Source organism: Paenibacillus sp. Aloe-11 (genome assembly GCF_000245715.1).
Classification (GTDB): Bacteria; Bacillota; Bacilli; order Paenibacillales; family Paenibacillaceae; genus Paenibacillus; species Paenibacillus kribbensis.
The window spans coordinates 108,497-109,339 of the sequence record NZ_JH601082.1; the positions used below are offsets into that span (position 1 = coordinate 108,497).

The window sequence follows — 843 nt, forward strand, 5'->3', positions numbered from 1 at the left end:
GATACTGCCTCGTCCATGCGTAAAGGATGCAAATTCGGCACTGTAGTTCATGAAAGTCGACACGGGTACCCTGCCCGTGACCACCGCTTGCGTTCCGGTTGTCTGCGGCGGATTAAAAATACCTGCAGCACGCTGAATATCAGACAGTACCCTGCCCATTTCATCGATAGCGACCTTGATTTTGAAATCGTAATAGGGCTCCAGCAGCACGTTGTCCGCCTTCTCCAGACCCTGCCGTAGCGCTCGAAAGGCAGCCTCACGAAAATCACCGCCATGGGTATGTTCTTTATGCGCGCGCCCCCTCAACAGCGTAATGTTCACGTCGGTGACCGGCATGCCGGTCAGCAGTCCGTGATGCTCCCGTTCGTAGAGATGATTCCGAATCAGATTCTGATAGCTGACATTCAGATCATCGGCATGACATCTGCTATCGAACATGATGCCGTTGCCCCTTGCTCCCGGTTCAATCAGCAGATGCACTTCCGCATAATGCCTGAGCGGTTCGAAGTGGCCGTACCCTTTTACAGCCGATTGAATCGTTTCCTTGTACAAGATTTCCGGTTGTCCAAAAGAGATAGCAAAGCCAAACCGCTCTCTAACAAGCTGCTCCAGCACTTCCAGTTGAATCAATCCCATGACGCGGATAGAAATCTCCTGTAATTTCTCATCCCAAACGACGTTCAGAGACGGCTCCTCTGCCTCCAGCGTGCGAAAAGCACCGAGCACCTTCTGTACATGTATCGAATTGTCGAATAATACCTTCGATTGTAACGTCGGCTCCGAATCGTAAGCTAACTTGTCTGATATCGCCCCCAGGCCTTGTCCAGCCTCGGCGGCGGACAA

1 pseudogene is annotated in these 843 nt (G+C 52.1%); it reads right to left on the reverse strand.

Going from position 1 to position 843, the window contains the following annotated elements:
* A pseudogene (locus WG8_RS29250) lies at nucleotides 1-843 on the reverse strand (TetM/TetW/TetO/TetS family tetracycline resistance ribosomal protection protein); the annotation flags it as partial.